Origin of the sequence: Amycolatopsis ponsaeliensis (genome assembly GCF_030182635.1) — a bacterium.
Lineage (GTDB): Bacteria > Actinomycetota > Actinomycetes > Mycobacteriales > Pseudonocardiaceae > Amycolatopsis > Amycolatopsis ponsaeliensis.
Genome location: NZ_JAPZLD010000091.1, coordinates 1 through 23,749 on the forward strand (window position 1 = coordinate 1; position 23,749 = coordinate 23,749).

A 23,749-nucleotide genomic window follows, 5' to 3' on the forward strand; every position below is an offset into this window, starting at 1 on the left:
ACGCCGATCAGGACTACACACGGTCCGGCTCAAGGCCCGGTCTCGATCCCGTCTGGACAAGAGGCAACTCCTGAAAACTCAGGTGTTGCAACCACCCCCAGAAACCGCCGACGGGCGGGGGCTGCTCTAGTGGCGGAAGGCCTGGCTCAACCCGCGTTGACCAGCTCTCGCCGAGCTTCCCGCGCCGGCGCCGTACCCACGCCGACCGCGGCCGCCGCCAGCAACAACCACACCGCCACCACCGCGATCAGCCACGACCACCCCGCGTGCCCGTAGACCCAGGCTCCCGCCGCACCGCCGACGCTGCTGCCCAGGTAGTACGTCGCCGTGTACATGCCGCCCACCTGGCCTCGCGCGTTTTCGGGGGCGTCGGCCGCCGCCCAGCCGTTCGCGACCGCGTGTGCCGCGAAGAACGCGCACGTCAGCACCAGCAACCCGGCGATGACCAGCGGCAGCGAGTCCGGCAGCGTCAGCGCCGCGCCGAGCGCCGTCAGCAGCAGCGCGCCGATCAGCGCGCGACGGCGGCCGACGCGCGCCACCAGCCGGCCGGCCGCCGCGGAGGACACCGAACCGGTCGCGTAGGCGAGGAAGACCAGGGACGCGATCGCCGGTGACAGGTTCAGCGGGTCGCCGGTCAGCCGGAACCCGGCCGCGTTGTAGAGCGCGACGAACGAGCCCATCGCGAGCAACGCCACCGCGTACTGGGCGAGCAGCACCGGCTTGCTCACCGCCGTGACCAGCCCGCGGGCGACCGCGCGAAGCTGGGCGTCGCCGCGCGGGCGCGTGCCCGGCGGCAGCGTCACGACCGTGATCGCCGAGCAGATCGCGCCCACGCCCGCGACGACGAACAGCGCGCCGCGCCAGCCGAGCGGCCCGGCGGTGAACCCGCTGGCCAGCCGGCCGAGCATGCCGCCGATCGTGTTGCCCGCGATCATCGCGCCGACGGCGGCCGCGACCCCCGCGCGGCCGAGACGTTCCGCCAAGTACGCGGCCGCGACACCGGGGAAGCCCGCGATGGCAATGCCTTGAAGAGCGCGAAGGACGAGCAGCGCCGGGTACGTCGGCATCAGCGGCAGCAGCAGCCCGAAGACGACGGACGCGATCACCGACGTCAGGATCACCGGGCGCCGGCCGATCACCTCGGACAGCGCGGCGATCGGCAGGACGGCGATCGCGAGCGCACCGGTCGCGACGCTGACCGCGAGCGCCGCGCCGCCGGGGTCGAGGTGGTACTGCGCGGCGAGCTGGGGCAGCACCGGCTGCGGCGCGTAGAGCAGGGCGAAGGAGGAGATCCCGGCCGCGGCGACGGCGGTCTTGACTCGGCGCGTGGAAGTCACCAGCTGAAAGTAAGCAGAGCTAACCAATACGTCCAATGCACTACTCTGGCATGATTGATGCGGTGACGTATGACTCGCTGTCGGCGCAGGTGGCGCCGCACCTGCCGTTGCTCGCCGCGCTGCGCGAGACGAGGAACGTCACACGCGCGGCCGAACTGCTGGGCGTCCCGCAGCCGACGGTGAGCCGCCGGCTCGCGGCGCTGTCCGACGCGCTGGGGGCCCCGCTGACGGTGCCGGACGGCCGCGGCATCCGCCTCACGCGCGCGGCGGAACTGCTGGCCGAGGCGGCCGAGCGCGGCTTGGCGGCGGTGGACACGGGCGTCCGGCTGGCGCGCGAGGAGGTGGCGCCGGAGTCGGGGCTCGTGGTGCTCGGGTTCCTGCACCTGCTCGGGCGGTCGCTGGTGCCTTCGCTGCTGCGCGGGCACCGGGCGCGGTACCCGGGGGTGCGGTTCACGCTGGTCCAGGGCTCGCGCCAGGAGATGATCGACCGCCTGGTGGACGGCGAGCTGGACCTGGCCCTGCTGGCACCGCTCCCCGCGGCGCCTTCGCTGGCGACGGCGGGGTTGGTGGACGAGGAGATCCTGCTGTCGGTCCCGGCGGGCCACCGCCTGGCGGGCCGGGAATCGGTGCGGATGGCGGAGCTGGCCGACGAGGAGTTCGTGCTGCTGGAGCCGGGGTACGGGGTCCGGACCCTGACGGACGAGCTGTGCGCGGCGGCGGGGTTCACGCCACGGATCGCGTTCGAGGGGCAGGAGTCGGACACGGTGCGGGGGTTGGTGGCGGCGGGCCTGGGGGTGGCGCTGCTGCCGCGGTTCGGCCCGGGCAGCCCGGCGGGGGTGGCGGAGGTGCCGTTGGAGCCGCGCCCCTACCGGACGATCGGGCTGGCGTGGCGGGCGGAGGAACCGATGACCCCGGCGGTCACCGGCTTCCGCGACCACGTGCTGACGACAGCGGCCGAGCAATGAGGGCGCGACCAGCGCTCAGAGCGAAGCCGCCAGCTCCACCAGAGTCCGCGCCGCAAACCCCGTCGCCCCAGGGACCACGTCGTCGTAGTTCTTCTCCGACCGGGCCGGCCCCGCGATGTCCAAGTGCGCCCACGGCAACCCCTCCGTGAACTCCCTCAGGAACAACGCCGCCGTAATCCCTCCCGGGCCTGCCGGGGTCTGGCGGACGTCGCCGAACTCGCCGCGGACGTTCTCCGCGTAGTCCTCCACCAGTGGCATGCGCCACCACGCCTCGCCCACTCGCTCGCCCGCCGACCGGACCAGCGAAGCCACCGCATCCTCCGTCGCGAACAACCCACCCGTGCGCAACCCCAGCGACACCTTCATCGCACCCGTCAACGTCGCCGCGTCCACGACCAGGTCCGGGTTGTACCGGCGGATTCCGTACGCCAGCGCGTCGGCCAGGACCATGCGGCCCTCCGCGTCCGTGTTGCCCACCTCGGTCGTCTTGCCGCCGTAGTGGCGGACGATGTCGCCCGGCCGGTACGCCGATCCCGACACGTGGTTCTCCGCCGCCGGCACCAGCGCCGTCACGCGCACCGGCAGCCCCAGTGCCGCGATCCCGCGGATCGCCGCGATCACCGCCGCGCCGCCCGCCATGTCCGTGCGCATCAGGTGCATGCCGTCGGCCGGCTTGATCGACAAGCCGCCCGTGTCGAACGTGATGCCCTTGCCCACCAGCAGCAGGTGCTTCGCCGCCCCCGACGGCTTGTACGTCATCTCGATCAGCCGCGGCGGCCGCGACGACCCGCCGCCGACCGCCAGGACGCCGCCGAAACCCTGCGCCGTCAGCCACTTCTCGTCGCGGATCGCCACCTCGACGCGCGGGCCGGCCACCCGGGCCGCCGTCTCCGCGAGCCAGGCCGGGGACTTGATGTTGGACGGCGTGTTCGCGAGGTCGCGCGTCAGCGCCGTCGACGCCGCCAGCACCGAAGCCCGCGAGACCAGCTCGGTGAACGACTCGACCGCCCGGTCGTGAGCCACCAGCCGCACCGTCCGGACGGACGGCGAAGGGTCCTCCCCCGTCACCTTGAACCGGTACCCGCCGAGCAGCAGCCCCAGCGCGAGCTCGGTCACGTGCTCGCCGGAAGCCTCCTCCGGCAGCACCAGCTGCACGGCGCGGAACGCCTTGCCGCCGTGGTCGACGTCGTCCGCCAGCCCCGAGTTCACCGCGCGGACAAGCGCCGCGCCCGCCTTCCGGTACTGCTTCGGCTCGCCGTCGCCCAAGCCGACGATCCAGCGGGCCTCGCCGGCCGGGACCGTCTGCACGTCGCCCGCCTTGCCGGTGATCCGGACGCCGCCGATCTCCAGCGGCTCGGACTCGACGTCGTCGGCGGGGGCCGTCACCAGCCGGGCCACCGGGGCACTGCGGCGGAGGTCGCCCGCCACCTCGATGTCGAGCAGACTGGTCGGAACGGGGGGTAGCGGATTACGCACAGTGAGCAACCTTCGGGCGCAGAGGAACCGCGACCCCGGCCTCCGAAGGGAGACCGGGGTGCGACGGAAGGACGGTTCGAGGGGGTCGGCTCAGCCGGTGACCTCCGCCAAAGCGGCGCCGAGGTCCTTCGCTTCTTCCGCGGAGAGTTCGACGACGAGTCGCCCACCACCCTCGAGCGGTACGCGCATCACGAGGCCCCGCCCCTCCTTAGTCACTTCGAGGGGACCATCTCCGGTCCGGGGCTTCATGGCCGCCATAGCGTGCTCCCTCCGTCTCAACCGGCGCGCCCGGGTCGCGCTCGCGTGAAAGCCAGCCGGGTCTGGTGTCCATTGTCCCTCATCAGCGGCCGGGCGCATCAGCGGACCGATCTTTTGCCGCTGTATCGGTGCTGGTATGCGGCCCGCGAGGGGTGTGAGACTGTCGGTCGACCGATGATTCCGCGCAAGGAGAAGACGTGACCACATCCGACGTCCTGCTGACGGCCGACGCCGACGGGGTGCGCACCCTCACCCTCAACCGGCCGCAGGCGTACAACTCGCTGACCGTCGAGCTGAAGGAAGCACTGCTCGCGGCGCTGCGCGAGGCGGCGGACGACGAAGCCGTCCGCGCGGTCGTGCTGACCGGTTCCGGCAAGGCTTTCTGCGCCGGCCAGGATTTGAAGGAGCACGTGGGGCTGCTCCAGGCGGGTGACCCCGCCCCGCTACACACGGTGAAGGAGCACTACAACCCGATCGTCGGGGCGATCGTGTCCATGGAGAAGCCGGTGATCGCGGCGATCAACGGCACCGCCGCCGGCGCCGGAGCCGCCTTCGCCTACGCCAGTGACCTGCGGATCGCCGCCGAGTCGTCGTCGTTCCTGATGGCCTTCGCGAACGTCGGGCTCGGCCCGGACTCGGGCGCGTCGTGGACGTTGCAGCGGCTGGTCGGCTACGGCCGCGCCGCCGAGCTGATGCTGCTGGCCCGGACCGTCGACGCGGCCGAGGCGCTGCGGCTCGGCCTGGTCGGCGAGGTCGTGCCGGACGAGGAGCTGCCGGCCCGCGCCCAGAAGGTCGCGGCGAAGCTGGCGAACGGGCCGACGGTGGCCTACGCGAAGATCAAGAGCGTGCTCAACCTGGCCGCGCAGTCGACGTTCGAGGAGGCCCTCGCCGCCGAGGACGCCGCCCAGACCGCGCTCGGCGCGACCGCCGACCACAGCGAGGCCGTCGAGGCGTTCGTCGGCAAGCGCAAGCCGAACTTCCAGGGCAAGTAAGACGTGCCGTTAAGGCCACCTTACGGGCGTCAGACGCCCGTAAGGTGGCCTTAACGGCAGTTGACAGGCGGTCAGCCGGCCCGGAAGCAGCCCTTGACGTGGTCGTCGACCATGCCGGTCGCCTGCATGAGCGCGTAGCAGGTCGTCGGGCCGAGGAAGACGAACCCGCGCTTCTTCAGCTCCTTCGCCATCGCCTTGGACTCGTCCGTGATCGCCGGCACGTCGGCCATCGTCTTCGGGCGCCGGTGCGACGTCGGCGCGAACGACCACAGCAGGTCGTCCAGCGGTGTGTCCAGGGAAGCGATCGCCTGGGCGTTGTTGATGGCGGCCAGGATCTTCGCCCGGTTCCGCACGATCGACGCGTCCTGCATCAGCCGCTCGACGTCGGCGTCGCCGAACTTCGCCACCTTCGCCGGCTTGAACCGCTTGAACGCCTTCCGGAAGCCCTCCCGCTTGCGCAGGATCGTGATCCACGAAAGCCCCGACTGGAACGACTCGAGGCACAGCCGCTCGTACAGCTCGTCCTGGCCGTGGAGCGGCACGCCCCATTCGATGTCGTGGTACTCGATGTAGTCCGGGGCCGAGTTGCCCCAGCTGCACCGCGGGACGCCGTCGGTGCCGATCAGCTCACTCATTCCCACCCACCGAATAGTCCTCCGCGAACCGCGCGAACCGCCGCAGCGACTGGCGCACCCCCAGCGCGAACGCCGGCCGCACCACCGGCCAGCCGAGCCGCCCCAGCGGCCCGAACGGCAGCCGCAGGTGCTCGGCCCAGACGAACGTCGAGCGCGTCGCGCCCTTGGGCACCACCTGGAACACACCGGTGCCTTGCACGAAGCTGCCGAGGTGGCGGACCCCGCACCGCACCGGCGGTTCCCAGCTGGTGATCTCCATCGTGTCGGTGAAGCCGATGCCGGCCACCCCGGTGAACGCCGCCAGCCGCGACCCGACGCTGCGGCCGTTGCCCTCGACGACCTCGACGTCGGTGCCGAGCATCCACTCGCCCTGGCGTGTCCAGTCCGTCAGCGCGAGCCAGGTCGTCCCGGCCGGTGCGCGGACGTCGACCGAGAGCACCAGGTCCGTCACTGGGCGCCCTCGGGCGAGCTCTCCCGCTCGCGTTCGCGCTGCTCCAGGTCGGCGACCCGGGTGCGCAGCTCGTCGAGCTCGACGCCCAGGCGCCGCATCACCCAGTCCACTTCGGACATCTTGTAGCCGCGCAGGACCAGCTGGAAGCGGACCTCCTGCAGGTCCTCGCCGGTGATGTCCTCGGCGGGCAGCCGCGTCGGCGAGCTGCCCGGCGGCAGCGGGGCGAGCTCCTCACCCCGGCCGAAGACCACGGCGGCGAGCAGGAACACCACGGCGGCCACCAGCAGCATGACTACGAGGTAGATCAGCGCGGTCGTCACGCGACGATCGTGGCATACCCACCCCAGGATCGTCTCGCGAGCACGACGAGCCGGAGCGAAAGGAGCACCCAGGCGACCATCAACACGGCACACGGGACGCTCAGGAACAGCCTCGAGGCGTCCACGAACCCGGTCGTGCTGATCAGCAACCCGACCGACGCGAGGTTCACGCCGACCGCGAGCGCGATGAGGATGCCGCAGAACCGGGCGAGCCCGGTGCCGTCGAGCTTCCGGCTCAGCCAGCGGATGCCGAGCAGCGCGAGCACGCCGATCACCGGCACGACGAACACGGCGCCGTGGGTGACGTGCGTGACGACCTTGTACCACTCCGGCGTCGGCGTGGAGATCTTCGTCCACTCGCCGAAGGTGAGGATCCGGGCGTAGTCCCACGCGATCTGCATCGCCGGGACGCCGATCACGAGCTTCCACAGCGTGCGGACGCCGCTGAGCATGCCGAGCTCGGCCTGGTAGTCGCGGGCGACGACGGCCGCCGGGCCGAAGTCGGCGACCGCGCGGCGCTCGGCGTCCTCGTCGCACCAGCCGCCGGCCCGGTAGGCGTCGGCGGCGTCGTGCAGGCCGTCGCGGGCCTCTTCGAGCAGGTCGGCCTTGAACCGGCCGCAGCCGTGCAGTCTGCGGTCCAGATCCCCCAGGTACTCGTCGATCATGCGCCCAGTACTCCCCCGATGACCGTGGTGAACTCCCGCCACTCCGTGCGTTCGGCGGCCAGGGCCTGCTCGCCGGAGCGGGTGAGGCGGTACGTGCGGCGCTTGCGGCCGCCCACGACGTCCCACTCGCTGGCCAGCCAGCCGGCCCGCTCCAGCCGGCGCAGCGCCGGGTAGACGGTGCCGGTCGGCAGGTCGAGCGCGCCGTCGGTGCGCAGCTGGAGCGCCTCGATGATCGCGTAGCCGTGGAGCTTGTGGCCGTCGAGCACCGCCAGCAGCAGCGCGTCGAGGTGCCCGCGCAAGGTGTCCGCCTTCATAGGTACGCAGTCTACGCATGCCCACCCCGGGAAGGCTATTGACCGGACGCACCGGTGACACCCGGGGATTTCCCGGAGATGACCCGGATCTCATGGATTTGGTGGCTACATGTAGCCAGACTACGTATATAGTCGCTCGGCATGGACGCACTCCCGGTCGCGAGACTCCAGTTCGCGACGACGACATCGCTGCACTTCCTGTTCGTGCTGCTCACACTGGGGTTGGTCACGCTGGTGGCCGTGATGCAGACGCGCTGGACGCTCGGCGGCAAGCCCGAGCTGCTGCGGATGACGCGCTTCTGGGGCCGCTTGTACGTGATCAACTACGCTCTGGGAATCGTCACCGGAATCGTGATGGAATTCCAGTTCGGGCTGACCTGGACCGGTCTTTCCGCTTTCGCCGGAGATGTCTTCGGCGCGCCACTGGCCATTGAGACGCTGGTCGCGTTCTTCCTGGAGTCGACCTTCCTCGGCCTGTGGATCTTCGGCTTCGGGCGGATGCCCAAGTGGCTGCACCTGACGCTGATCTGGCTGGTCACGCTGACCGCGTACGCGTCGGCGCTGTTCATCATGCTGGCCAACTCGTTCCTGCAGAACCCGGTCGGCAGCCGGCTCGAAGGCGGCACCCTGCACCTCGACGACTTCGGCGCGCTGTTCTCGAACCCGGCGCTGATCGCGTCGCTGCCGCACGTGCTCAGCGCCGCGCTGGTGACCGGCGGGTTCTTCGTGGTCGGCGTCAGCGCTTACCACTTCCTCAAGCGCACCACCGAAGTCGAGTTCTTCCGCCGCTCGATGCGCATCGGCGTGCTCGCGGCGCTCGTCGGCTCGATCTTCGTGGTCAACCAGGGCTTCGCGCAGTTCGGCGAGCTGAAGATGTACCAACCGGACAAGCTGGGCGAAGGCGCGGTGGGCGCGCCGCTCGGCGCGATGATCGGGCTCGGGTTCCTCATGTTCGCCTGCGCGATCCTCGGCACGCTGCTGCTGGTCCGGAACTGGATCACCCGGGCCCGGTTCCTGCACTACCTGATGGTCGCGGCGATCCCGTTGCCGTTCATCGCGGCGATCATGGGCTGGCTGGTGCGCGAGCTCGGCCGCCAGCCGTGGCTGGTCTGGGGGAAGCTGCGCACCGCGGACGCGATCGCGGACGTCCCCGGCGGCCAGATCCTGTTCTCTTTCATCGCCTTCTCCCTGCTGTTCGCCGCGCTGGCGGTCGCCGACTGGGTGCTCCTGGCGCGCGTCGCCAAGCGCGGCCCGGAGCCGGTCGACGAGCCCGCCGAACTGCCCGTCCTGAGCGGAGTCTGACCGATGGTGACCTTCTTCTGGTGCCTGCTGGGCCTGCTGACCTGCGGATACTTCGCACTGGCGGGCTACGACTACGGCGTCGGCATGCTCCTGCCCGCGTTCGAAGCCGACGAACGGAAGCGGCGGCAGACGCTCGGCGCGCTCGGGCCGTTCTTCCTGGCCAACGAGGTGTGGCTGGTGGCCGCGGTCGGCGTGCTGTTCGGCGCGTTCCCGCACCTGGAGGGCAAGGTGTTCGCCGGGGCGTACGTCCTGGTCGTGACGCTGCTGCTCGGCCTGGTGACGTTCACGGCGTCGATGCAGCTGCGCAGCCGCCGCCCGGACGCGCCACGCGGCGCCTGGACGGCGGGCATCGTCGGCGGCGCGCTGGTGACGGCGCTGTCGTGGGGCCTGTTCCTCGGCAACCTGGTGCTCGGCCTACCCCTGGACGCCGGCGGCGCGCCGACCGTGCTCGAGCTGTTCAACCCCTACGCCGTGCTGTGGGGGCTCGGGTTCGTCGCGCTGTTCTGCCTGCAGGGCGCAGCCTTCCTGGCCGTGCGCGCGCCGGCGGAGCTGACCGGCCGCGCGGTGCGGCTGGCGCGCGCCTTCTCGGGGCCGGTGTTCGCCTTCCTCGTGATCGCCACGGGGTGGGGGTTCTTCGTGCTGGACGGCATCACGGCACTCGGCATCGGCGTGGTCGTGCTGGCTTTCCTGGCTCTCGCGGTTTCCCGGCTGGGGCTGGCCAGGCGCTGGTACCGACCGGCGCTCGTCGCGACCATGGTGCTTGCGGCGTGCCCGGCGCTGCTCGCGGGCACGCTGCGGTTCCCGACGGTGCTCGTGACCTCGGCGTACACGCTGCGCGTCGAGGAGGCGGCGACGGCGTCCGGCACGTTCGGGGTGCTGGGCTGGTTCGCCGTGCCGGCGGTGGTGGTGCTCCTGGTGGTGCAGTGGCTGACGTGGCGCGCGCACCGGCATCCGCTCGACCAGCGTTCGCTGCTGCACTTCTAGGAGGACTCGGTGCCCGCTCTGCCCGGACTCCGGCGGTACCTGATCGTGCTGGCCGCACTCGGAGTGCTTTCCGCGACTTTCGTCCTGGTCCAAGCCGAAGGGCTGGCCACGCTGCTCACCGGCGGCGGGGTTTCGCTCTTCCTGGTGGCGGCCCTGCTCGGCCGGGCCGCGCTCACGTGGGGCCACGGCGTCCTCAGTGGACGGTTCGCGGCCACGGTCCGCGCCGGCCTGCGCCGGCGGCTGCTCGGGTCTTCGTCCGACCGCGCCGGGGTCGTCGCCACGCAGATCACGCGCGGCGTCGACGCGACGGACAGCTACCTGACCGGGTACCTGCCGTCGCTGGTGGTCTCGGTGGTGGTGCCGATCGCGGTGGTCGTGCGGCTGTTCACGACGGACCTCGTGTCGGCGCTGGTGGTGACGGTGACGCTGCCGCTGATCCCGGTGTTCGCGATCCTGGTCGGCAAGCACACCGCGGCACGGACCGCCCGGCAGTGGGGGCTGCTGACGAAGCTGGGCGGGCACTTCCTGGACGTCGTCCGCGGTCTCGAGACGTCGAAGGTGTTCGGGCGGGCGTCTTCGCAGGCTTCGACGGTCCGTTCGATGGCGTCCGCCCACGCCGATGCGACGTTGAAGACTTTGCGGGTGGCTTTCTTGTCTTCTCTGGTGCTGGAACTGGTCGCGACGCTTTCGGTGGCCCTGGTCGCGGTGCCGATCGGGTTCCGGCTTCTCGCTGGTTCTCTTGATGCTCGGACGGCTTTGCTGGTCCTGGTGCTGGCGCCGGAGGCTTACTTGCCTTTGCGGGCCGCCGGGGCGAAGTTCCATGCTGCGGCGGAGGGGTTGACGGCTTTGCGGGAGGCACTTGCCGTGCCGGTGGTTCCGGCGCTGTCGGGGGCTCGGTGTCGTCGCCGAAGTGCGCCTTCGGTGGTCTTCGAGCGGGTCTCGGTTTGCTATTCCGACGTTCCAGCTTTGTCCGATGTGGACCTCGTGGTGCCCGCTGGTTCGCGGGTGGCTTTGGTCGGGCCCAGCGGGTCGGGGAAGAGCACTCTGCTGGCGGTGTTGCTGGGGTTCGTCGCGCCTACTTCGGGGCGGGTCCTGGTCGACGGTGTGGACTTGCGGTCGTTGTCCTCTTCGGACTGGCTGGCCGACGTGGCCTGGGTCCCGCAACGGCCGACGCTGTTCCGGGGATCGCTGGCGTCGAACATCGCGTTGGGCCTCGCTTCCGCGGACGTTCGTTCGGCGGCCCGGGCAGCAGCGCTGGATTCGGTGGCGGCGGGGTTGCCTGCCGGGTTCGAGACGCCGGTGGGCGAGCTGGGTGAGGTCTTGTCGGCGGGTCAGCGGCAGCGGGTGGGGTTGGCCCGGGCGTTGGCGCGCAGTTCGGCGGGGTTGGTGTTGCTGGACGAGCCGACGGCCCGGTTGGACTCTCGGACGGAGGCGACGGTGCTGTCGGCGACCCGGCGGCTGCTGCCTGGGCGGACCGCGGTGCTGGTCGCCCATCGGCCCGCGATGGCCGGGTTGGCCGAGCGGGTGGTCGAGCTACGGGGTGGCCGGGTGTGCTCGGAGGTGGCGGCATGAGACTCGACCCATGGGTCGTGAGTGAGAAACCGTGTTCTAACCCTGTTTCCCACTCACGACCAGCCGCGGCAGACCGCCCAGCCAGAGATGTCCTTCGGCTTCTGCGCGCCGCCCTTCTCGGCGCTGGAGCCGAACTCGCCGCCCTGGCGCTCATGGCCACCGCCGCCTGGCTGCTCCTGCGCGCCGCCGAACGACCGCCGCTCGAAGCCCTCACCATCGCCATCGTCGCCGTTCGGACCCTCGCCCTCCTTCGCGGTGGCCTCCGGTACGCCGAACGGCTCGCCGGGCACGAAGTCGTCCTCCGGTGGCTCGGTGCCCTCCGCACCCGCGTCTACCAAGCCCTCGTCCCCGGCACGCGCTACTCCGGCGGGGACCTCGTCACCCGGCTCGTGTCCGATGTGGACGCTCTGCAGGACGCCGTCCTGCGGTGGCTGCTGCCCGCCGGGGTTGCCGCGCTCGTCGGGGGCGCTGCCGTGGCCGTCACCGCCACCGCGTCCCTCCAAGCCGCCGTCGCGCTTGCGGGTGGCTTGCTCGTCGCCGGGGTGGCGCTGCCGTGGCTGGTCGTCCGGCTCACCGAAAGAGCAGCCCAAGACGACGCACCCAAGCGGGCCGAACTCGCCGAACGGGCCGTCGAACTCGTCACCGGGCACCAGGAGCTCGTCGCCGCCGGTGCCCTCGAGGAAACCCGTGCGCGAGCCACCGGCGTCGTCGATCAGCTCGCGGGGAGCGAACGGGCCACGTCGGGCCGGACCGCCCTGCTCACCGCCGCCGGGACGCTCGTCCAGCTCGCCACCACCGCCGCCGTCGCGCTTCTGTGTCACGCCTCCGTGCCCTGGACCGCCGCGCTCACCCTGGCCGCCATGACCACCTTCGAAGTCGTCCTCCCGCTCGTCGGCGCCGCGCGCCGCGTCCCCGAGATCCGCGCGTCGGCCGCTCGCGTCAAAGCCGTGCTCACCGAACCCGCCCGCCCGCAGGGCACCCGGTCCGTGCAAAAAGGACACTTCACGCTCCGGCAGGCCGGGGTCAGGTATCCCGGCCGAGCGCCCGCGCTGAAGGACGTCGACCTCGATCTCCCGCCCGGCAAGCGCCTCGGGATCCTCGGCCCCAGCGGCGCCGGCAAGACGACTCTGCTCCGGCTCCTCCTCGGCCTCGAAACCCCCACCGACGGCCAGGTCCTCCTCGACGGCCACCCGCTCGCCGAGTACGCCGACCTGCCGGCACTCGTCTCCGGCGCCCTGGCCGACGCCCACGTCTTCCACGCGACCGTCCGCGAGAACCTGCTGCTCGCGAAGCCACAGGCAACCGACGACGAACTGGACGAAGCCTGCGCGACCGCCGGCTTCGACCTCGGCCTGGACCGCGACACCGGCCCGGACGGCGACGCGCTCTCCGGCGGTCAACGCCAGCGGCTGATCCTCGCCCGCGCGGTTCTGGCGGCCCCACCCGTCCTCGTGCTCGACGAGCCGGTCGAAGGCCTCGACCCCGCCCACGGCGACGCCGTCTTGGCGAAAGTCCTGGCCAAGGCGCAAGGCACCGTCGTCCTCGTCACCCACCGCCCCGAGCACCTGGCCGGCTTCGACGAGGTCCTCACCCTCGAGGACGGGCGAGCACTTCCCGCATCGGCGGCCGGTCCGCGACCCGGACGTCGGTGACGTCCGGCAGCCACTCCTCGTCCACCTGTACGAACTGCGTGAACGGCGCGTCCGCGGCCGGGACCCCGCAGCGCGACAGCGCCGTGCCCAGGATCTGGCGGGACATCGCGCCCAGCTGCAGCAGCGACCGGTTCCGGTGCTTGCGGACGCCCAGGTTGACCTGCGCGAGCCCGTCGAGGCCGTAGCGCGCTTCGGCGTCGAGCAGCAGCCCGATCTCGACGCCGTACCCGGCCGCGAACGGCACCGACTCGAGGAACTTGCGTGTGCCCGCGTACTCGCCGCCGAGGGGCTGGACCAGCCCGCCGAGCGACGGGCGCAGCGCCGAAAGCACCGGCCGGGCCAGCAGCTCGGTGACGCGGCCGCCGCCCGTGCTCTCCAGCCGCAGCGGGCGGCGGTAGAAGCCCTTGACCAGGTGGACGCCGCTTTCGGAGACCAGTGGGCCGAGCAGCGACGGCACGAACGCCGGGTCCGGGTCGACGAGGTCGGAGTCGAGGAACACGACGATGTCCCCGCTGGTCGCGGCGAGCGAGCGCCACAGCACCTCGCCCTTGCCGGGCACCGGCGGCAGGTCGGGCAGGACGTCTTCGCGGCGGACCACGCGCGCCCCGGCCGACTCGGCGGTTTGGACGGTGCGGTCCGTGGAACCCGAGTCCATGACGATCAGCTCGTCGACGACGCTGCCGACGAGCGGCCGCACCGACGCGACGACGTCACCCACGGTCCGCTCTTCGTCCAGTGCCGGTAGCACCACCGAAACCGTGCGGTCACCCTTCGCGGTCACGATGTCCTCGGGCGTCCACCCGGGCTCCTGCCACGTACGCCGCTCGAACCAACTCACGAGTAACGATCGTGCCATGCTGGTGTCACCGCATCCGAGGAGGAGGACCACTTGATCGCGCTGCTTGTCCGGTTCGTGCTGGGGCCGCTGGCCAGGGCGGTGTACCGGCCCGAGGTGCACGGCGTGGAGAACGTGCCCACCACGGGCCCGGTGCTCCTGGCGGCCAACCACCGCGCCGCGCTCGACACCGGCGTGATCACGTTCGCGACGCCGCGGCAGGTCAAGTTCCTCGGCAAGGCGGAGTACTTCATCGGCAAGGGCATCAAGGGCAAGCTGATGGCCGGGTTCGTCGGCGGGCTCGGCTACATCCCGGTCGAGCGCGGCAACGCCCAGGCCGGGCTGGCCGCCCTGGAGGCGGCACGCAAGGTCCTCGACGCGGGCGGCGTGTTCGCGATCTACCCCGAGGGCACGCGCTCCCTGGACGGCCGGCTCCACCGAGGCCACACGGGCGTCGCGGCGCTGGCCCTGGCCACGGGCGCGAAGGTGGTACCGGTCGCCCTGACCGGCACCGAGGGCCTCCAGCCCGGCGGCGCCCGCATCCCGAGGCGCGCCAAGATCGGCATCACGTTCGGCAAGCCGCTGGACTTCTCGCGGTACGAAGGCCAGGACTACTCGCCGGCGATCCGCCGGTCGGTCACCGACGAGGTCATGTACCAGATCCTGGAGATCTCGGGCCAGGAGTACGTGGACACGTACCACAAGCGGCCCAGCGAGGGCGTCGCCTGAACGTCGCTTACGGAACCAGCCAGCGAAGGGAGCTGGTGATCCCGGCGAAGTTGTACTTCGGCGCGAGCGGACCGCGCCAGCCGTTCGCGATCAGCAGGTGGCGGCCGTTGTCGTCGTAGTGGATGTTCTCGTAGAGGCCGAACAGGCTGCCGCTGAGGTTGTAGGCGTACTTGAACTTGTCGTTGAAGACGTAGCCGTTGATCGGCTTGGTCAGGTCTTCGTCCTCGATCTTGAAGTACGCCCAGTGGCCGGTGGCGTCCGCGTTTTCCCAGGCGCAGAACCGCCCCTGGGGGCAGGCTTCCCAGCTGCTGACGGTGGCGAACCCCATGGTCACGGAGTTCTCCGAGGCAGCAGCGGGCGCGGCGACGACGGCGAGCGCCGCCACCGGCACCGTCAGGGCGGCCAGCACCCGCCGGCCGATCCGGCCCGCTCGCTTGCTCGACTCGGCCATGGTTGGTCCTCCCGCTCGCGAGCCCGCTCAGCGAGCGGGTTTCGCCGCCTCCACGCGCGGACCGGCCCGGCGGTTTAGCCGGTCACCAGGGCACCGGTCCTTCGTCGTCGACGAAGGTGCCGGTCGGGCCGTCCGCCGCGATCGTCGCCATCCGGACCGCCGACGCCGCGCCCTGGGCCGGCGTCCGGAAGCCGGCGTGGCCGTTCAGGTCCGTCGCGCAGAAGCCCGGGCAGACGGCGTTGACGAGGATCCCGTCGGGACGCAGCTCCCTCGCGTACTGCAGGGTCAACGACGTCAACGCGGTCTTCGACGGGGTGTAGCCCGCCGAAATGGGCAGCTGCGTGGCGAGGTCGGCGTTGCGCGTCAGGGACGCGCCGCCGCTGGAGACGTTGACGATGCGCGGCGCGGCCGAGCGGCGCAGCAGCGGGAGCAGGGCGTTCGTGACCGTGATGACGCCGAAGTAGTTCGTCTCGAAGATCGCCCGGAGAGTTCCGAGGTCGGCGGAGCTGGGGCTCTGCTGCGACAGGTCCGAGCCCGGCGGGCGGCTGATGGCCGCGTTGTTGACCAGCACGTCGAGCCGGCCGTAGCGCTCTTCGATCCGGGAGGCGGCCGCGGCGACCGACGCGGGGTCGGTCACGTCGAGCACCACCGAATCCGTGCCCAGCTCGGCGGCGGCCTTCTCGCCGAGCTCGGCGCTGCGGGCGCCGATGACGACGGTGTGCCCGAGGGCGGCGAGCTGGGCGGCGATTTCGCGGCCGATGCCCTTGTTCGCGCCGGTGACCAGAGTGATTTCGTCCATGGCTCCAGCACACCAGCGGGGTACCCGCGCGGGCCAACACCGATGCCGCATCGGCCGATACTCTGGTGGTATGGAGACGCGGGAGCTCGCGTATTTCGTCGCCGTCGCCGAGGAACTGCACTTCGGCCGCGCGGCGCAGCGCCTCGGCATGGCCCAGCCCCCGCTGTCTCGCGCCATCCAGCAGCTCGAACGGCGCATGGGTGTCACGCTGCTGGAACGCACGAGCCGCGGCGTGACCCTGACGCCGGCGGGCGCGGTTTTCCTTGCGGAGAGCCGTAAAGCGCTCGACGCCGTCGAGGCCGCGGTGCGCCGGGCGCAGCGCGCGGGGCAGGACGTGCCGAAGCTGCTCGTGGCGATGAAGCCCGACGGCGACGCCGGCCTGCTCGAGCGGATCCTGCCCGGCTACCGGGCCGATCCGGACGCGATCGAGGTCGAGATCGTCGTCGGCGGGATCGGCGAGCAGTCCCGCATGCTGCGCGACGGCCGCGTCGACCTCGCGTTCCTGCACGGCCCGCACGACGACGTCGCCGGGTTCGACACCGAGCCGTTGCTGACGCAGGACCAGGTGGCGATGCTCGCCCGCGGCCACCGCCTGGCGGACCGGTCGGCGCTGGTGCTCGCCGACCTGGACGGCGAGCCGTTCCCGCGGTGGCCCGGCAGCGACGTGAACGGTCCCGAGATCCGGGATCCGGGTCAGCTGCTGCAGCTGGTGGCACTGGGCCAGGTCGTCGCGGTGGTCCCGGAGTCGGCCCGGCGCCACGTGCGCTCGGACGTCGCGTGCGTGCCGGTGCTCGACGCCCCGAGGACGACGGTGCTGCTGGCGTGGCCCGACCGGACGCGGTCACGAGCAGTGGCCGCGTTCGTCCGGGCGAGCACCGACGTCAGATCCCCGGCGCTCCCTTAGCCCACTTCGGCGGCGCCGGCGGAACGTAGGTCTCGAAGCGGTCCAGCAGCACCGCCGGGTCCGCGTCCACCATCAGCAGCTCGCGGTACTCCGGCTTGACGAACCCCTCGGTCACCATGTGGTCGGCGAACGTCACCAGCGGCCCGTAGTACCCGTCGACGTCGACCAGGCCGATCGGCTTTCCGTGCAGCCCCAGCTGGGCCCACGTCCAGACCTCGAACAGCTCCTCCAGCGTGCCCGCGCCGCCCGGGAGCGCCAGGAACCCGTCGGACAGGGCCGCCATCTTGGCCTTGCGCTCGTGCATGTCCGCCACGACGTGCAGTTCCGACAGCCCCGCGTGCGAGATCTCGACGCTCGAAAGCGCCTCGGGGATCACGCCGATCACTTCGCCGCCCGCGGCCAGCGCCGCGTCCGCCACCACGCCCATCGTGCCGACGCTCGCGCCGCCGTAGACCAGGCCGATGCCGCGCTGGGCCAGCAGCTTGCCGAGCGCGGCCGCCTGCTCGGCGTAACGCGGCGAAAAGCCCATGGACGAGCCGCAGAAAACACAGATCCGGCTCATCAGTGCGTGTCCTCCCAGGCCTGGTAGGACTCTTGCACCACGCGGACGGCGTCGTCGATGTCGTCGGTGACGTGCAGCAGGTCCAGGTCGTGCGGGCTGACCTTGCCCTCGGCCTGCACCGTCTTGGCGATCCAGTCGTAGAGGCCGCCCCAGTACTCGCTGCCGAACAGCACCACCGGGAACTTCGTGACCTTCTTGGTCTGCACCAGCGTCAGCGCCTCGAACAGCTCGTCGAGCGTGCCGAAGCCGCCGGGCAGGCAGATGAAGGCCTGCGAATACTTGATGAACATCGTCTTGCGGGCGAAGAAGTACCGGAAGTTGACCCCGAGATCGACCCACGGGTTCAGGCCCTGCTCGAACGGCAGCTCGATGCCCAGCCCGACGGAGAAGCCGCCGGCCTCGGCCGCGCCGCGGTTGACCGCCTCCATCGCGCCCGGGCCGCCGCCGGTCATCACCGCGAACCCGGCGTTCGCCAGGGCCTCGCCGATCTTGCGGCCGAGCTCGTACTCCGGGTGGTCGCGCTTGGTGCGCGCCGAACCGAACACCGTGACCGCGCGCGGGACCTCGGCGAGCGCACCGAACCCTTCGACAAACTCGGCCTGGATCCGCAGGACGCGCCACGGGTCGGTGTGCACCCAGTCGGTGGGCCCCCGCGAGTCGAGCAGCCGCTGGTCGGTCGTGCTGCCCTGGTCACGGCGGTCGCCGCGCAGCACCACCGGGCCCTTTTGGCGCTCGACCGGGCGCTCGGGGTATTGGCCGTCGGGAAATTCAGACTGTTCGCTCACCTCGCCATGCTACGACCTGCCCGCCAGCGAAAATGCCAAGAGGGCCGTGGAGGTGAAGTCGATGGCGGGCTCGTTACTGGGCCATGAACTCAGGTCGTCGGCGTAACGACTTCCCTGACCGTCGAAGGATTCATACGGACGGGTGCATTCCTTGGCACCCGCGGGGAACGGGAGATCGGCGAAGTTGCCCGCGCCGTTAGGGCCGTTGACGACCGCGCCGTACAGCACTTTCGAAGGTCCGGCAAGGTTCGCGGCCTGGTGGTGCGGGCACTGCGGGAACGTCGTGCCGACGCCGACCACGAGCGACACTCCCCAGGCGTTCGCCCCGAGCGTGAAGTCACGCTGCTGCGTGCCGAAGGCCGCGTACCGCGTGTCGCCGGTGACGCGCTGGTAGAGCCGCGCGGTGGCCGCGAAGCCGAAGCTCTTGCTGGCGGCGTCGAAGTCGGTGACGTCGACCGCGGTCCGGAATGGACTCTTCTTCGCCGGCTCCACGCCCGCGTCCAGCTGACGGCGGAGATCCGCGGCCAGCTCGCGGACGCCGAGCGCGGCACCCGGGACGCCGGCGCGGAGCAGGCCGGCGAGGTCGGCGTGGGCGAGCGCGCTGGTGTCGTAAAGGTTCAACGTGCTCGTGTCGTCGCTGCCGATGTACGCCTTCGCCCACTTCGCCGCGTCGCGGGCCCAGCCGTTCGCACGCGGGTCTTTCAACGCCCGTGCCGCCAGCGCGAGCTGCGTCGCGCCCAGCTCCAGGTCGTCCTCCCAGGACGACTCCGGGTAGTAGGCGTGCGGGAACGCGCTGACGAGCTCGCCGACGTCCGTCGTCTTGGCCTGGGCGAACACCGCGGCGGCCTCGCTCAGGTAGTGCCGGGCCAGGCGCGGGTCGCGGTGAGCTTGGATCTGCGCGCCGAGCGCGAACGCCGCGGCGACGCGGCCGGCGAGGTTCGGCGACAGCGGCGCGCCCGCGGGGGCGGCCGGGAACACCGGGCGGTACTTGACGAAGTAGGCGGGGTCGCCGGGCTTCACGTTCAGCGCGTCGTCGTCCTGCGGGCTGCGCCAGACGTCGTGGTCGCCGAGGAAGCCGAACTCCTCGCTGCCGGTGCCGATGCCGACCTGGGCGTAGAGGGTCTTCGTCCGGCCGTCCCACATCTTGTCGAGCCAGTCGAGGCCGAAGCGGACCTCCTTCGCCAGCACCGGATCGGGGTCGTCGCGCAGCACGAACCCCAGTTCGGCCAGCGAATACGCGGTGTTGGACGTGAACTTGACGAAGTCGCCGGCGTCGACCCAGCCGCCTTCGACGTCGACCGGGCCGCCCTGCGGCTGCAGCGGTTCGACGATTTCGTCACCGCCCTCACCGGCGAACTTCGGCTCGGCGTAGACCGTGGCCTTCTTGTCCGCCAGGTGCGACGGCTTGCGGTCGAGACGGCCGGGGACGACGTCGTGGCCGTCGCGCTGGGCCTGGAAGAACTCGGTCGTGGCGCGCACGAGCGGGCGGAACAGCCGGCTTGCGGTGTCGATCCGGAACGGCGGCGACGTCGCACCCGCGGCCTTGACGCGGTAGGTGCCCGGCCGGTCCACAGTGGATAGATCAAGGTCGAACACTTTGCTGTATCTCGCGTTCCAGGCGCCGAGGCTCGCACCCGTGCGGCCTTCGCGGACCGTGTGGCCGCGCTCGTCGACGACGGTGAACTTCCCCGCGGCGCCGCCGAGCAGGTACGCGTGCTTCGCCTCGCCCAGCGCGTAGCCGACTTGGTCGACCCGCACCTCGGCCGGAGTCGCTGCTTCGGCGGGCGTCGCGGCGAGGGGCACGGCGAGCGCGGCCGCCGTCGCCAGGGGAAGCAGGCGCATGATGGCTCCACTTTGTTAGGAAAGTTTCCTATTTAGCGCGAGAACGCTATCCCGGCGCCGGGCGGGACGTCAATATGTCCGTTTCCCCGGCTTCGGCGCCGATGACCTACCGTGGGGAGATGACCGAACCGCTCGGCGCGCGGATCCGGCGGCTGCGCACCGACCGGGGCTGGACCCAGCGCGAGCTGGCCGAGCCGGGGTACGACCGCGGGTTCCTGGCGAAGGTCGAGACCGGCAGCCGGCCGCCGTCGGAGGAGATGCTGGCCTACCTGGCGGGGCGCCTCGGGCTGAGCGTCGACGACCTGCGGTTCGGCCGTCCCCCGGGCGTCGCCGACGAGCTGCGCGCGGCCCTCGACGAGGGCTACCGCGACCTCGAACAGGGCCGGGTCGCGCTCGCCGAAGAACGGTTCGCCACCGCCGGGAGGCAGGCCGCGGGCTACCGCCTGGACGACGTCGAGTGCTACGCGCGGTTCTGCGCCGCCGAGGTGAAGTGGCAGCTCTTCGACGTCGAAGGCGCGCAGAAGGAGCTGGAGCACGCTTCGGAGCTGGCCGCGGCCGCGCCGCCGTGGCTGCGGGCGATGATCGTGCACCGCTGGTCGGGCTGCCGGTACCTGAGCGGCGACGCGGGCGCGGCGATCGCGCGCGTCGAATCGGCGCTGACTTCTCCGGACCTCGACCCCGACGCCGAGTTGTGCCTGCTCAGCGCGTTGATCCACCCGCTGATGGAGATGGGCGGGCTGCACCGGGCCCAGCGCGCGGCGCTCGACGGCGTCCGCCTGGCCCGGGCGGCTTCGCGGCCGGACTTCGTCGCGCGGTTCCACCGCCAGGCGTCGCAGGTGTGGCAGGCGACCGGGCAGTCCGAGCGGGCGGAGCAGGACCTGATCGAGGCGTGCCGCCTGTTCGCGTCGGTGGGGTTCGACCGCGACGCGGCCCGCTGCCGCTGGGCGCGCGGGTACCTGCTGCGCCGGCTCGGCCGGCTGGACGAGGCCCGCGAGGAGCTGACGTCGGCCCGCGACCAGCTGGCGGCGATCGGCGCGGAGGAAGGCGTCGCGGGGGCGACGCTCGAGCTGGCCGAGGTCCGGCTGCGCCAGGGGGCGCCCGCCGAGGCGGCTTCGCTGGTGTCGGAGGTCTGGCCGCTGCTGGCTCGCGACGTGGAGTCCCTGGGCGAGGCGACCGGCCTGCTGGGCCAGGTCGCGCAGTCCCGCGGCGACCTTCCCGAGGCGACGCGCCTGCTGCGCGAGGCGGCGGAGATCCAGACGCGGGCATCCCTGCACGGCGCGGCGGTCTCGACGTCCCTGCGCCTGGGTGACGTCCTCCGACAACGTGGTCATCTCGACGAAGCGATCAAGGCCTACCAACGCGGCCTCGACTCGGCGGCCGGCACCGACACCTGACCGTGTCGCCCCTCCAATCACGCGTGATGCCCCTCCAATCACAGGTGATGCCCCTCTGATCACGCGAGATGCCCCTCTGATCACCGAGCTTCGTGTGATTGGGGAGCCGACTCGCGTGATTGGGAGGTCGACACGCGTGATTGGAGGGTCGACACGGCGGACCTGTGGGTTCGGCGGTCCGGTGGGGGAAGTTTCCTACCAAAGTCTGGTGAATTGGTTCAGACCAGTCTGCAAGAACCCGTTTTCCTGCGGTTTGCCGGAAACGGGCGTGATCTTGACGTGCGCTCACTACGCCGTTCGGCCCATTGACCGACCGGCGACCGGAACCTTTACTCGGACGCGTCCGGCGCAATAACACCAGTTATCGCACTGGACACACTCCCCGTGTCCCCGGAAAGGTTCCCCATGAGATCCCCACGAGGGCTGACGGCGATCGCCGGCCTCGCCCTGACCTTCGCGGTGCCGGTGATCCCGGCCATCGCCGCCCCCGAGAATCCCGCCGCCACCCCGCCCGAGGCGCTCGCCGCCCGTGCCGCCGACCAGGCCGCCCTCGCCGGCGCCGACCGGCTCGCCAAGGGCGCCGGGGAGGCCTTCGTCCGCACCGGGGTCACCCCGGGTGGCGGCGGGCTCTACTACGCCTCCTACCAGCGCACTTACCACGGACTGCCGGTCGTCGTCGCCGACGGGGCCGGGCGCGTCCGCGGTACCGAAGCCGCGCACACCGCACCGATCGCCGTGCCGACCCAGGCCACCCTTAAAGCCGACCAGGCGACCAAGATCGCCACGGCCAAGGTGTCCACAGTAGACAGCACGACGACACCGAAGCTCGTGGTACTCGCCGGAGACGCCCCCAAGCTCGCCTACGAGGTCGTCGTCTCGGGCCACGACAAGAACAAACCGGCCAAGCTGCACGTCTTCGTCGACAGCGCGACCGGCGCCGTCCTCGACACCCGTGACGACGTGCGCGAAGCCGGCACCGGCAACTCCTACTACGCCGGGACCGTCTCGATCGACACGTCCGGCTCCGGCAGCTCCTACTCGATGACCGACCCGGCCCGCCGCGGCATCGCGTGCGGCCGCGAGGGCGGCGCGATCTTCACGAAGAGCAGCAACACCTGGGGCACCAGCTCCGGCACCGACCTCGAAACCGGCTGCGTCGACACGCTCTACAGCGTCCAAACCGAGTGGAAGATGCTCGGCGAATGGCTGGGCCGCAGCGGCATCGACGGCGCCGGCGGCGGCTTCCGCGCGAGCGTCGGCCTCAACGACGTCAACGCCTATTGGGACGGCTCCTCGACGCACTTCGGGCACTCGCAGGACAACCGCCGCCAGGCGACGCCGATGGACGTCGTCGGGCACGAGTTCGGGCACGCCGTCTTCCAGACGACCCCGGGCGGCGCCGGCTCCGGCAACGAGAACGGCGGCCTCAACGAGTCCACCGGCGACATCTTCGGCGCGCTCACCGAGGCGTACGCCAACAACCCCGTCGACCGCCCGGACTTCACCGTCGGCGAGGGCGTCAACCTCGTCGGCCAGGGCCCGATCCGCTACATGTACAACCCGAGCCAGGTCGGCGACCCGAACTGCTACTCGGCGTCGATCCCGAGCACCGAGGTGCACGCCGCCGCGGGCCCGCAGAACCACTGGTTCTACCTGCTTTCCCAGGGCAGCAACGCCTCCCCGGCCAGCCCGACCTGCAACGGCTCCACCGTCACCGGCATCGGCATCCAGAAGGCCGGCAAGATCTTCTACAACGGACTCCTGAAGAAGACCTCGTCTTGGAACCACAAGGCCGCCCGCAAGGCCACCCTCGAAGCCGCGATCGCGCTCTTTCCCGGCAGCTGCACCGAGTACAACGCCACCAAGGCCGCCTGGGATGCGGTGAGCGTGACGGCCGTCAGCGGTGAGCCGGCCTGCAGCGGCCAGCCGCCGGCCGGCAACGACTACTCGCTGACGCTGTCACCGTCGTCCGCGTCCGTCCAACCCGGACAGACCGCGACCACGACGGTGAGCACGCAGATCACCTCCGGCAACGCGCAGGCGGTCCAGCTGCTGGCGACCGGCCTGCCCGAAGGCGCCAAGGCGACTTTCAGCCCGGCGACCGTCCAGTCCGGTGGCACGTCGACGCTGACCATCACCACCTCGGCGACCACCCCGCAGGGCACCAGCCAGGTGACGGTCACCGGCGACGGCACCGACGCCGACCACACCGCGCAGTTCTCCCTCACCGTCGGCACCGGCACCCCGCCGACCGGCTGCGACGGGCTCGCCGAGTGGGACTCCGCGAAGGCCTACGTGCCCAACGACGTCGTCGGCCACAACGGTCACAAGTGGACGTCCCTGTGGTACTCCACCGGTGCCGAGCCCGGCGCGCCCACCTCGTGGGCCGTGTGGAGCGACGGCGGCGCCTGCTGATCACGGTCGCGGGGGGGGGGGGGGGGCCCCCCCCCCCCCCCCCCCCCCCCCCCCCCCCCCCGCCCGCCCCGCCCCCCGGCCGCCCGCCCCCGGGGCCGCCGCCGCCGGCG

24 protein-coding genes are annotated in these 23,749 nt (G+C 71.5%); 10 read left to right on the plus strand and 14 right to left on the minus strand.

The window, feature by feature from the left end; translation table 11 throughout:
* Positions 1-146: 146 nt before the first annotated feature.
* Positions 147-1,337, minus strand: a complete 1,191-nt coding sequence (locus tag QQ657_RS54960; RefSeq protein WP_284750465.1) for an MFS transporter — start codon at positions 1,335-1,337, stop codon at positions 147-149.
* Positions 1,338-1,387: 50 nt separating this feature from the next.
* On the opposite strand from QQ657_RS54960, the gene QQ657_RS54965 reads away from it, so the two are divergent.
* Entirely contained in the window at positions 1,388-2,302 is a 915-nt protein-coding gene (locus tag QQ657_RS54965; RefSeq protein WP_284750466.1) for a LysR family transcriptional regulator, read from the plus strand.
* Positions 2,303-2,317: 15 nt separating this feature from the next.
* Here QQ657_RS54965 and QQ657_RS54970 read toward each other — a convergent pair whose 3' ends face one another.
* The gene (locus tag QQ657_RS54970) at positions 2,318-3,778 is read right to left on the minus strand and encodes a leucyl aminopeptidase family protein (protein WP_284750467.1); all 1,461 of its coding nucleotides are present in this window, start codon (positions 3,776-3,778) and stop codon (positions 2,318-2,320) included.
* A 90-nt stretch (positions 3,779-3,868) separates the two neighbouring features.
* Positions 3,869-4,036, minus strand: coding sequence for a DUF3117 domain-containing protein (locus tag QQ657_RS54975; RefSeq protein ID WP_013222969.1), 168 nt, complete (start codon positions 4,034-4,036; stop codon positions 3,869-3,871).
* A gap of 197 nt (positions 4,037-4,233) precedes the next feature.
* Between QQ657_RS54975 and QQ657_RS54980 the strand changes: the two genes are divergently transcribed.
* A complete protein-coding gene (locus QQ657_RS54980) occupies positions 4,234-5,028 on the plus strand; it encodes an enoyl-CoA hydratase-related protein (protein ID WP_284750468.1) in 795 nt (264 codons plus the stop codon).
* Positions 5,029-5,099: 71 nt separating this feature from the next.
* Here QQ657_RS54980 and QQ657_RS54985 read toward each other — a convergent pair whose 3' ends face one another.
* The 5 genes from QQ657_RS54985 to QQ657_RS55005 are packed head-to-tail and all read right to left on the minus strand — an operon-like array spanning position 5,100 to position 7,413.
* Positions 5,100-5,663, minus strand: a complete 564-nt coding sequence (locus QQ657_RS54985; protein WP_284750469.1) for a DNA-3-methyladenine glycosylase I — start codon at positions 5,661-5,663, stop codon at positions 5,100-5,102.
* Positions 5,656-6,114, minus strand: coding sequence for an SRPBCC family protein (locus tag QQ657_RS54990; protein ID WP_284750470.1), 459 nt, complete (start codon positions 6,112-6,114; stop codon positions 5,656-5,658). The genes QQ657_RS54985 and QQ657_RS54990 overlap by 8 nt, the downstream gene beginning before the upstream one ends.
* Positions 6,111-6,434, minus strand: coding sequence for a DivIVA domain-containing protein (locus QQ657_RS54995; protein ID WP_284750471.1), 324 nt, complete (start codon positions 6,432-6,434; stop codon positions 6,111-6,113). The genes QQ657_RS54990 and QQ657_RS54995 overlap by 4 nt, the downstream gene beginning before the upstream one ends.
* Complete coding sequence (locus tag QQ657_RS55000; protein ID WP_284750472.1) at positions 6,431-7,099, minus strand: permease prefix domain 1-containing protein; 669 nt, start codon at positions 7,097-7,099, stop codon at positions 6,431-6,433. Before QQ657_RS55000 ends, QQ657_RS54995 begins: the two co-directional genes overlap by 4 nt.
* A complete protein-coding gene (locus QQ657_RS55005; RefSeq protein WP_284750473.1) occupies positions 7,096-7,413 on the minus strand; it encodes a helix-turn-helix transcriptional regulator in 318 nt (105 codons plus the stop codon). Before QQ657_RS55005 ends, QQ657_RS55000 begins: the two co-directional genes overlap by 4 nt.
* Positions 7,414-7,554: 141 nt before the next feature.
* On the opposite strand from QQ657_RS55005, the gene QQ657_RS55010 reads away from it, so the two are divergent.
* From QQ657_RS55010 to cydC, 4 genes are all read left to right on the plus strand, one after another.
* Positions 7,555-8,715: a cytochrome ubiquinol oxidase subunit I gene (locus QQ657_RS55010; RefSeq protein WP_284750474.1), complete on the plus strand. Its 1,161-nt coding sequence runs from the start codon at positions 7,555-7,557 to the stop codon at positions 8,713-8,715.
* A 3-nt stretch (positions 8,716-8,718) separates the two neighbouring features.
* Positions 8,719-9,699 (plus strand): cytochrome d ubiquinol oxidase subunit II, encoded by a 981-nt coding sequence (locus QQ657_RS55015; RefSeq protein WP_284750475.1) that lies wholly within the window; start codon positions 8,719-8,721, stop codon positions 9,697-9,699.
* A gap of 9 nt (positions 9,700-9,708) precedes the next feature.
* The gene (gene cydD / locus QQ657_RS55020; protein WP_284750476.1) at positions 9,709-11,271 is read left to right on the plus strand and encodes a thiol reductant ABC exporter subunit CydD; all 1,563 of its coding nucleotides are present in this window, start codon (positions 9,709-9,711) and stop codon (positions 11,269-11,271) included.
* A 101-nt stretch (positions 11,272-11,372) separates the two neighbouring features.
* A complete protein-coding gene (gene cydC, locus QQ657_RS55025; protein WP_284750487.1) occupies positions 11,373-12,923 on the plus strand; it encodes a thiol reductant ABC exporter subunit CydC in 1,551 nt (516 codons plus the stop codon).
* Here cydC and QQ657_RS55030 read toward each other — a convergent pair.
* Entirely contained in the window at positions 12,859-13,761 is a 903-nt protein-coding gene (locus tag QQ657_RS55030) for a glucosyl-3-phosphoglycerate synthase (RefSeq protein ID WP_284750477.1), read from the minus strand. The two genes, cydC and QQ657_RS55030, sit on opposite strands and share 65 nt — an antisense overlap.
* Before the next feature lie 51 nt (positions 13,762-13,812).
* On the opposite strand from QQ657_RS55030, the gene QQ657_RS55035 reads away from it, so the two are divergent.
* Positions 13,813-14,487, plus strand: a complete 675-nt coding sequence (locus tag QQ657_RS55035) for a lysophospholipid acyltransferase family protein (protein WP_284750478.1) — start codon at positions 13,813-13,815, stop codon at positions 14,485-14,487.
* 7 nt (positions 14,488-14,494) lie between these two features.
* On the opposite strand, the gene QQ657_RS55040 is transcribed toward QQ657_RS55035, so the two are convergent.
* Positions 14,495-14,938, minus strand: coding sequence for a peptidase inhibitor family I36 protein (locus QQ657_RS55040; protein WP_284750479.1), 444 nt, complete (start codon positions 14,936-14,938; stop codon positions 14,495-14,497).
* Positions 14,939-15,020: 82 nt separating this feature from the next.
* Positions 15,021-15,737 (minus strand): SDR family oxidoreductase, encoded by a 717-nt coding sequence (locus tag QQ657_RS55045; protein WP_284750480.1) that lies wholly within the window; start codon positions 15,735-15,737, stop codon positions 15,021-15,023.
* A gap of 70 nt (positions 15,738-15,807) precedes the next feature.
* On the opposite strand from QQ657_RS55045, the gene QQ657_RS55050 reads away from it, so the two are divergent.
* The gene (locus QQ657_RS55050) at positions 15,808-16,641 is read left to right on the plus strand and encodes a LysR family transcriptional regulator (RefSeq protein WP_284750481.1); all 834 of its coding nucleotides are present in this window, start codon (positions 15,808-15,810) and stop codon (positions 16,639-16,641) included.
* Here QQ657_RS55050 and QQ657_RS55055 read toward each other — a convergent pair.
* Genes QQ657_RS55055 through QQ657_RS55065 form a run of 3 tightly spaced genes read right to left on the minus strand, consistent with a single transcriptional unit; the run spans position 16,619 to position 19,830 of the window.
* Positions 16,619-17,203, minus strand: coding sequence for an LOG family protein (locus QQ657_RS55055; RefSeq protein WP_284750482.1), 585 nt, complete (start codon positions 17,201-17,203; stop codon positions 16,619-16,621). The genes QQ657_RS55050 and QQ657_RS55055 overlap by 23 nt on opposite strands.
* Entirely contained in the window at positions 17,203-17,988 is a 786-nt protein-coding gene (locus QQ657_RS55060; protein ID WP_284750483.1) for an LOG family protein, read from the minus strand. Before QQ657_RS55060 ends, QQ657_RS55055 begins: the two co-directional genes overlap by 1 nt.
* A gap of 9 nt (positions 17,989-17,997) precedes the next feature.
* Positions 17,998-19,830 (minus strand): glycoside hydrolase family 9 protein, encoded by a 1,833-nt coding sequence (locus QQ657_RS55065; RefSeq protein WP_284750484.1) that lies wholly within the window; start codon positions 19,828-19,830, stop codon positions 17,998-18,000.
* A gap of 101 nt (positions 19,831-19,931) precedes the next feature.
* Between QQ657_RS55065 and QQ657_RS55070 the strand changes: the two genes are divergently transcribed.
* Entirely contained in the window at positions 19,932-21,224 is a 1,293-nt protein-coding gene (locus tag QQ657_RS55070; RefSeq protein WP_434056875.1) for a helix-turn-helix domain-containing protein, read from the plus strand.
* A gap of 405 nt (positions 21,225-21,629) precedes the next feature.
* The gene (locus tag QQ657_RS55075) at positions 21,630-23,639 is read left to right on the plus strand and encodes a M4 family metallopeptidase (RefSeq protein WP_284750486.1); all 2,010 of its coding nucleotides are present in this window, start codon (positions 21,630-21,632) and stop codon (positions 23,637-23,639) included.
* Positions 23,640-23,749: the final 110 nt, after the last annotated feature.

What these genes read in the sequence shown, in the direction of transcription:
- QQ657_RS55005 (WP_284750473.1), bottom strand. Translation starts at nt 7,413, where the DNA reads ATGAAGGCGGACACCTTGCGCGGGCACCTCGACGCGCTGCTGCTGGCG.
- QQ657_RS54965 (WP_284750466.1), top strand. Translation starts at nt 1,388, where the DNA reads ATGATTGATGCGGTGACGTATGACTCGCTGTCGGCGCAGGTGGCGCCG.
- QQ657_RS54975 (WP_013222969.1), bottom strand. Translation starts at nt 4,036, where the DNA reads ATGGCGGCCATGAAGCCCCGGACCGGAGATGGTCCCCTCGAAGTGACT.
- QQ657_RS55050 (WP_284750481.1), top strand. Translation starts at nt 15,808, where the DNA reads ATGGAGACGCGGGAGCTCGCGTATTTCGTCGCCGTCGCCGAGGAACTG.
- QQ657_RS55000 (WP_284750472.1), bottom strand. Translation starts at nt 7,099, where the DNA reads ATGATCGACGAGTACCTGGGGGATCTGGACCGCAGACTGCACGGCTGC.
- QQ657_RS55065 (WP_284750484.1), bottom strand. Translation starts at nt 19,830, where the DNA reads ATGCGCCTGCTTCCCCTGGCGACGGCGGCCGCGCTCGCCGTGCCCCTC.
- QQ657_RS55040 (WP_284750479.1), bottom strand. Translation starts at nt 14,938, where the DNA reads ATGGCCGAGTCGAGCAAGCGAGCGGGCCGGATCGGCCGGCGGGTGCTG.
- QQ657_RS55015 (WP_284750475.1), top strand. Translation starts at nt 8,719, where the DNA reads ATGGTGACCTTCTTCTGGTGCCTGCTGGGCCTGCTGACCTGCGGATAC.
- QQ657_RS55070 (WP_434056875.1), top strand. Translation starts at nt 19,932, where the DNA reads ATGACCTACCGTGGGGAGATGACCGAACCGCTCGGCGCGCGGATCCGG.
- QQ657_RS55010 (WP_284750474.1), top strand. Translation starts at nt 7,555, where the DNA reads ATGGACGCACTCCCGGTCGCGAGACTCCAGTTCGCGACGACGACATCG.
- QQ657_RS55055 (WP_284750482.1), bottom strand. Translation starts at nt 17,203, where the DNA reads ATGAGCCGGATCTGTGTTTTCTGCGGCTCGTCCATGGGCTTTTCGCCG.
- QQ657_RS55045 (WP_284750480.1), bottom strand. Translation starts at nt 15,737, where the DNA reads ATGGACGAAATCACTCTGGTCACCGGCGCGAACAAGGGCATCGGCCGC.
- QQ657_RS55075 (WP_284750486.1), top strand. Translation starts at nt 21,630, where the DNA reads ATGAGATCCCCACGAGGGCTGACGGCGATCGCCGGCCTCGCCCTGACC.
- QQ657_RS54985 (WP_284750469.1), bottom strand. Translation starts at nt 5,663, where the DNA reads ATGAGTGAGCTGATCGGCACCGACGGCGTCCCGCGGTGCAGCTGGGGC.